This is a genomic window from Faecalibacterium sp. AF28-13AC (assembly GCF_003478405.1).
In the GTDB taxonomy this organism is placed as follows: Bacteria; Bacillota; Clostridia; order Oscillospirales; family Ruminococcaceae; genus Faecalibacterium; species Faecalibacterium prausnitzii_E.
Window position 1 is genome coordinate 7,064 of the sequence record NZ_QUFG01000020.1, and the last position, 6,994, is coordinate 14,057.

The window sequence follows — 6,994 nt, forward strand, 5'->3', positions numbered from 1 at the left end:
GGCACGATAAGGTTCTGCACCATCGCCACGGACTGGGTGTAGGTCTTGGGTGACCACTTGTGTTTGGTGGACTGGATCGGAAGCCACTTGTACAGCATTTCCTCGACCGTTATGGTGTCGGGAACAAGGAACGTGCCGTCCAGCAGTTCTTTCTCGACCGTGATTTTTCGCTCCTGCGCCTCCTTCCTGGTCTTGAAACTCTCCCAGCCCTCGCAGGGCTTGCCGGAATGGTCTTTGTACTTATAACGGACGGAGTAGGAATCTCCGCGCTTCATAATAGATGCCATAGATTACCTCCCTCAGACCGCCGCAAACCAGTTGTCAAAGCTCTGCTTGTTTACCCGGATACTGGTGCCGATGCGCAGCACCCGAAAATCCTTCGTGGTGTTGCACAGGTTGTACGCAGCGCGAGGAGAAATCGCCAAAAGCTGGGCGATTTCCTCCACCCGGTAAACAAGAGGTTCGTGCTTGGCTGCTTTGGTCTGGTCAGAAGATTCAATGGCAGGGGATTTAGACGCTTTCATTGTAACCGGGTTCGAGTCCTTTTGCAAGAACTTATTCGTATAATTTTCGGATTTCACAGTTTCGGTCATGTCAGGCCGATTCATATTCATAGGCAGACCTCCAATTCCTTGTAACCGAACGCCTGTAACCGGGTAGGAAAACTCTCTTTTTCTGCACACAGGCTGTCCGATGCACTTTATACTTTTTCTTATTCTTTTAAGGTTACATGGTTACAGAAAGAGGAAAACGCAGCGGTCATGCGGCTTTTGCGCCGTAACTGAGGTGTAACCGAATCTGTAACCAGACGTGTAACCGCTGCTCGTCAGAAGGGAAAGCCCAGCTGCTGGGCTTCCGCATCCGTTATTTCGGAGAAATTTTCAGCCCCGGCTTCGGGGCTAGTTACGCGCTCCCAGCCTTTCTGAACACCGTACTTCGGGTAACGCTTGGCGGTCTTGTGCGCCTGCCAGCCTTGAATATCGCCGCGCGAAATTCCGGTGTTCATGATCTCACAGATGGCACGGGTCTCCCACTCAGCCGGGATATTGGTGTTGCCCAGTGCCTCCGCATAGAGCTGCTTGGAACACACCCGGTCCCCCATGTAGTCTTCCAGAAAGGCGTAGATCATGCCAGCCTGTGCATCTTCCTGCATGAAGTCCTGCTGATGGGCTTGCAGCGTTTCCTGCATGGCGGGGCTGAACGCCAGCTTATAATCGCCGCTGTTGTAGATAGTCATAGCTTCTGCCCAAAGCTGGTCGATATAGGCACGGGAATCTTCCTCGTTGTTCAGAATGTGCACCTCGGCCAGTTCTGCATCCACCGGGATGGGGATAAAACGGCGGTTGCCGGTGCGGTCACGGGGCAAAAAATCCTGCCGGTTGGTCGTGCCAGCAAAGACGCACTGGCGCAGACGGTCGGCAGGATGGGCCTCGTAGGGGATTTTATAGGTCTCCTTCTGTTTGCTGAGAAAGCTCTTGATCTCCTCGATGCTCTTGGCATTGGCGGTGGCGATCATCTCCGACATTTCGATGATCCAGTGGCCTTGCAGCTTTCGGTACACGTTGTCATCGTCCAGCCGCCGCAGGTCATCCGAGAACCACTCGTCCTTGACCGCCAACAGCCGAAAAAAGGTGGACTTCCCAACACCTTGCCCGCCCACCAGACAGAGCATGGTTTCAAATTTACATCCCAGCTGGAACACCCGCTTGATGGCTCCCAGCAGGAAGATCTTCATGGCTTCGCAAGTGTATTCGTCCTCCGCAGCACCGAGGAAATGATGCAGGACATGGGGAATCCGTTCAGTCCCATCCCATTTCAGACTGTTCAGATAATCCCGGATGGGGTGGTAGCGATTCTCGTTGGCAACGATGCGGATGGCGGATTCGATCTTCTTCTCGCTGAAAATGCCGTACTTCTCCATTCGCCGTAGGATATACTTCATGTCGGTGTCGTTCAGGGTCTTGCCGGAGCGGGGCCAACCCACAGGCTTTACGATGTCGATGCGCTCACTCAACAAGTTCAGCCGGATGGCATCGGCAAGCACATGGTCATTCTGCAAAATCGTGATACAGTTCTGGATCGTCCGCTGAATTTCGCCATTGGAGTGCTTGGTCAGCATTTCTTTCACATCGGTAACGGTTCGGGGAGCGCGTTTTTCTTGATTGACTTCTTTGCTCAATAAACATCACCTCGTACTATCATTGAAAACAATTTTCTGGTTTTTCCGCAGTATGCGGCTCTTCGGATTTCCGCTGCGCCTGTTCCGCCTGCAAACGGCTCAACAGGTGCAGAACTGAATCCCGTGCTTTCTCCTTGACCTGCTCCTTGCCCTTCTGTCGGACTTCCGGCTTTAGCAGCTTTTCCTGCAGACGTGCAGCGGTGGATTGCATGGTCTTGAGGAACTTGTCCAGCACGGTATCCAACCGATGGGCAGCGTACTCTCTCGTGGCCTGCGGAGCCTTGCGTTCCGGGGACAGCACCCACTTTTTTGTGTCCTCGATCATCCGCATATCTTCCTTGCGGGTCTCGGTGCGCACCACGTCCGTCACGACCTCCACCGCCTTGTCATAGGCCGCAGCCGAAACATTTTCCAGCAGGGTCTCCATATCCGAAACTTTCAAGGTCAATTCGTCCAGCTTGCTTTGCTGGGCGGCAAGTTGCTCCTTCTGCTTGGCGAGGATGAAGTCCTGTTTTTCCAGATATTTGCTGTTGCCGTATTCCGCTTCTTCCTCCAATTCCAGCCCGTGCCGCTTGGCGATCTCAAACAGCATCTTTCGGCAGGCGGCATCAAAGGTGATCTTGCGGTTGTTGCGGCGGCTGAGGGGCTTGTCCGGGTCGGGCAGGTCGAAGCCCAACGCTTCCAGTGCCTTTTCCTGCTGCGGAGCGATCTCGCCGTACTTGTTCTCGCAGTCGAACACATGACGCTCGTGGATGTGGGGTGTGCTTTCGTCCAAATGCAGCGCCCAGTCCAGCACATGAACGTGGTCGCCATACTTGACCTTGAACTCCTCAATGAACTCGGTGACGATGTTCAGCAAGTCCTCTGCCGAAGCGTGTTCGTCCAGCGTCCCAAGCTGGTAGATGGTCTCCTCCGGGCAGGTCTTGCGGCTGGACAGCAGGTCAGGAATGGAGCGATTACGCTCCGTGTGCCGAATCTTGGCGTTACGCTCGTTCTGGTTTTCGATGAAGGCCGTGTAGTGGGTCTCGTAGAATTGCTGTTCCACATCTGAGAAGGTCGCTGCCAGATCGTCCGGGTCGGGTGGAGCGAGAGCCGAACGGAAACCGTGAAAGCAGTCCCAGTAGATGTTGCCCTTGGCTCGTTCCGGGTCGATGTGTTCACGGTTGGAAAGATTGAAACTCCGGTCATTGTGCTTGGGGTTATAGGTGCCGTAGGTTCCGGCTCGTCCGTTGTGTCGTGTTAATTTCAGATGTGCTCAGTTTGAACACATTGACTTAGGCTGCGACAGTTTACCTCATGTAGACAAATTGTCCACATGAGGTGAGCCGTAACGCATAAGGTTTTTCTGGTGAATGACGCTTTGTGTCATTCACCACATCAACTGGCCATTTTGACCAGTTGATATTGGGTGCGCCGTTCTCCCTGCATGGCTTTCCTGCCCCCTTCCGGCGGCGTTTTCCGGCTCTCCTTCTCAGGGTCATCGCCGGGTATTCCATGCAGACGGTCATACGGTTTTCAAGGTTCAACGAGCAAAACGGCAACAAAAAAGCCGTCACAAAACAGACCAGCTCTGCCTTCGCTTTTTCTGGAAGGTCATGCTAGTCGGTTATGTAACGGCTGAAAGCCAAAATGTTCATCCCCGCAGGGTCTGAACGAATATGTAAAAATATGTTATATTAAATTATTGGAATAGATTACCATAAAAATCGAGCCGTGTCAACGTGAACTTGTCGGGGCGAGGCCCCTCCATCTTGCTGCGCAAGACCGTTCTGTCGCTTAAAAGCCCCACTGGGGCTTTCATTGCTCCGCTGCGCTGCGCAAACGCGAACTTTTGAGAACACGCTGATTTCGGCAGCTTGCAAGAAAAAGAAAGGGGAACTTTGGCAAAAAGAGAGAGGACTGGACGGTGCCAGCCCTCTTGACAAGTTTTTTAAATCAGAAACAGGTTATCGTACCATACTCTCAAACCGTTTCTGCAAGCGTTCAAACGTTTCGTCATCCACGGTCAGAAAGGTTCGCAGCGACCGCAAATTCAAACGGTGATTCGGCATGAGCTTCAATTCGGTATGTTGAACATCTGATGCATCTGTGAACACTGGCCGACCGCATAGTATTATTCTACTTTTATCATACGGTAGCCCACACCAATATGTGTTTGGATGTATTGCGGGGACTCCTCTGTTGGCTCCAGCTTTTTCCGCAGTGTTGCCATAAATACCCGCAGGGAAGCCACATCGTTATCCCAACTGCGGCCCCAGATATTTTGTGTGAGAAAGGTATGGGTCAGTACCTTGCCGACATTCTTGGACAGCAGACACAACAGCTTATACTCCATGGGTGTCAGGTGAAGTTCGTTTTCATCCAGATAAGCGCATCCCCCGGCATAATCCACTTTCAACTTACCATTCACAAATACAGAACTGGCAGTAAACATCTCTGCCGTCATCAGAGAGAGTCTTCGCTGCGTCACCCGAAGTCGAGCCAATAATTCTTCAACAGAAAAAGGTTTTGTCAGATAATCGTCAGCTCCGGCATCCAATGCATGAATCTTGTCATTATCTTCACTTCTGGCGCTAATTACAATGATGGGGGCATTGGACCAGGAGCGTACCGTTTGAATGACTTGAACGCCATCCATATCCGGCAAGCCCAAATCCAGCAAGATGATTTCAGGATTGTGCGATGTGGCCTCCATAATGGCTGTCGAGCCACTGGGCGCTACCACATAACGATAATCATTTGTTTTCAATGTGGTTGTAATGAGATTTCGTATAGATGGATCATCCTCAACCACTAATATCAAAGGTTTATTCATGAAGCTCTACCTCCCCGGCGGGTAATGTAAATGTAAACACAGTACCATTTGGCTGATTGTCTGATACGGTGATCGTGCCGCCGTGGGCGGTCACAATGGACTTACAGAGGGACAGCCCCAATCCAAGGCTTCTGCGGCTGTCGACCACTTTATTGGCCCCACTATAAAACATATCGAAAATACGGGGTTTCTGCTCATCGGGAATCCCAGGGCCGTTGTCGGAAACGGAAACCGTGACCCATTGCTCTTTTTGATCGGTATGTATTTCAATTACTGAACCGACAGGGGTATATTTGATGGCGTTGTCAACCAAATTGATAATCACCTGAACGATCAGCTTCGCATCAATGTGGGCAAGGATAAAGTCATTCCCGCTGGTCACACGAATGGTGTGTTCTTTACTCTTTCTGTTGATGTGCTTCAGTGCTTCAGAAACGACCTCATCCATGAGTTCGATACTCCGAGTTAGATTGACCTGTCCGCCCTCAATTCGTGTGACTGCCAGCAGGTTTTCAACGAGATTAATCAGCCACATGGAATCGTCATAAATATCGGTAAAGGTCTGCTCCCGCAATGCATCATCCATCTTTTTATAATTTGCAAGCAAATTGTCTGCGCTGCCAGAAATCGCTGTCAAAGGGGTTCGAAGATCATGAGAGATTGCCCGCAGCAGGTTAGCACGAAGCTGTTCATTTTGCGCCAGAAGAGCCGCTTCCTCTTTTTCTTTGGCGTTTTTGATGTTTTCAAGTGCCAAAGCGCACTCGCCCAGAATAGAGAGGAGTACGCTGTTTTCGAAAGAGTCCAGCGGAATACCGTTCACCGCAATACCAGCCACTCCATATACATGCTGGTTGACCCGAATCGCAAGGTATAAACACTTTGCACTGGATACTGTATCTGTTGTGGCACCGGCGTGTTTATTGTTTCGGAAGACCCAATCGGCGACTGCTTTCTCGTTCTCAGAAATTAAATCTTCCTGAATGCTATTAACAGCACGAAAAACGTTAGGGGTGGCAAGTTCTTTACCATCAGACAGGTAGACGACAATATCTTTTTTCAGCAGCTTCATGAGCTGCCCTGCCGTAGCGGTGATTACCGCATTCTCATCCTGCTCTTTTTGCAGAAGCTGGTTGGTTTCAAAAAGAATCTTTGTACGGTAAGCTGTATGGGCAGATTGTTTCGCATTTTCTTTCAGCCGGGTAGCGAGAGATCCGGAAAGCAGTGTTACTATAAACATAATGGTAAAGGTAACAATATAGTTCGGATCGTCAAAATGGAATGTCAGTCTCGGAGTGGTAAAAAAGAAATTGAAAACCAGCACACTGACAACCGAGGTCAGAATCCCGCACGGTCGGTTGGTTGTGATTACAGCGGCCACAAGTACGCCTAATATGTAAACTGCGATAATATTACTCTCCGTGAACCCAAAAGCGTCAAAGCCACAGCCAATCAGTGTAGCTACCAGCAATACGACGATACTTTTCAGAACATCACGCAGGGGCATCGCATCTGCCTGCGCCTTACGCTTTTTTCCTGATAGCTGGTTCCTGTGCTGGCATCCGGTATCACATGAATATCCAGATTAGGTGCGCTGGAAATCAGGCGTTCCGTCAAGGTAGGCTTGCTGAAAATATTCTTTCGTGCAATGGTACTTCGTCCAATTACGATTTTTGAGATGCCGGAAAGACGGGCAAATTCCGCAATCTGATAAGGCACGTCATCGCCATAACTTGTCTCAATCGTAGCGCCAAGTTGCTGGGCCAGACGCTTATTATCCTGCAAACGCTTTTTATCATCGTCACCCATCGCCGCTGTATTTGGCGTTTCCACATAAAGAGCGGTAAATGTTCCCCGAAAGGCTCTTGCCATCCTTGCAGCAGTCCGAATGATTTTTGCATTGGATGGCGACGAGGAAAGACATGCCAGAATGCGCTCGTCTGTATGGTAATCGCCTCGGCTCTGTACTCTGGCGCTTTCCGTCAGCAAGTTCACCCGGTCAG

General features: G+C 50.6%; 6 protein-coding genes and 1 pseudogene. All 7 read right to left on the bottom strand.

The features are described 5' to 3' along the window. Positions 1-287: Arm DNA-binding domain-containing protein (locus DWY95_RS17480; protein ID WP_243082872.1), on the bottom strand; the 287-nt coding region annotated here is incomplete at its 3' end. 12 nt (positions 288-299) lie between these two features. After that, positions 300-614: a helix-turn-helix domain-containing protein gene (locus DWY95_RS16395; RefSeq protein ID WP_087231334.1), complete on the bottom strand. Its 315-nt coding sequence runs from the start codon at positions 612-614 to the stop codon at positions 300-302. 212 nt (positions 615-826) lie between these two features. Continuing rightward, complete coding sequence (locus DWY95_RS16400; RefSeq protein WP_243082879.1) at positions 827-2,119, bottom strand: virulence-associated E family protein; 1,293 nt, start codon at positions 2,117-2,119, stop codon at positions 827-829. Positions 2,120-2,198: 79 nt separating this feature from the next. Then, the gene (locus DWY95_RS16405) at positions 2,199-3,224 is read right to left on the bottom strand and encodes a hypothetical protein (RefSeq protein WP_243082875.1); all 1,026 of its coding nucleotides are present in this window, start codon (positions 3,222-3,224) and stop codon (positions 2,199-2,201) included. Between the two features lie 1,068 nt (positions 3,225-4,292). After that, positions 4,293-4,994, bottom strand: coding sequence for a response regulator transcription factor (locus DWY95_RS16415; protein WP_118554307.1), 702 nt, complete (start codon positions 4,992-4,994; stop codon positions 4,293-4,295). Further along, positions 4,987-6,498, bottom strand: coding sequence for an ATP-binding protein (locus DWY95_RS16420; protein WP_243082877.1), 1,512 nt, complete (start codon positions 6,496-6,498; stop codon positions 4,987-4,989). Before DWY95_RS16420 ends, DWY95_RS16415 begins: the two co-directional genes overlap by 8 nt. Further along, positions 6,477-6,994, bottom strand: a pseudogene (locus tag DWY95_RS16425) (histidine kinase); the annotation flags it as partial. The pseudogene DWY95_RS16425 and the gene DWY95_RS16420, both read right to left, overlap by 22 nt.

Excerpts from the sequence above, each read along its gene's own strand:
- DWY95_RS16400 (WP_243082879.1), bottom strand. The coding sequence starts at position 2,119 with ATGCTGACCAAGCACTCCAATGGCGAAATTCAGCGGACGATCCAGAAC.
- DWY95_RS16395 (WP_087231334.1), bottom strand. The coding sequence starts at position 614 with ATGAATATGAATCGGCCTGACATGACCGAAACTGTGAAATCCGAAAAT.
- DWY95_RS16415 (WP_118554307.1), bottom strand. The coding sequence starts at position 4,994 with ATGAATAAACCTTTGATATTAGTGGTTGAGGATGATCCATCTATACGA.
- DWY95_RS16420 (WP_243082877.1), bottom strand. The coding sequence starts at position 6,498 with ATGCCCCTGCGTGATGTTCTGAAAAGTATCGTCGTATTGCTGGTAGCT.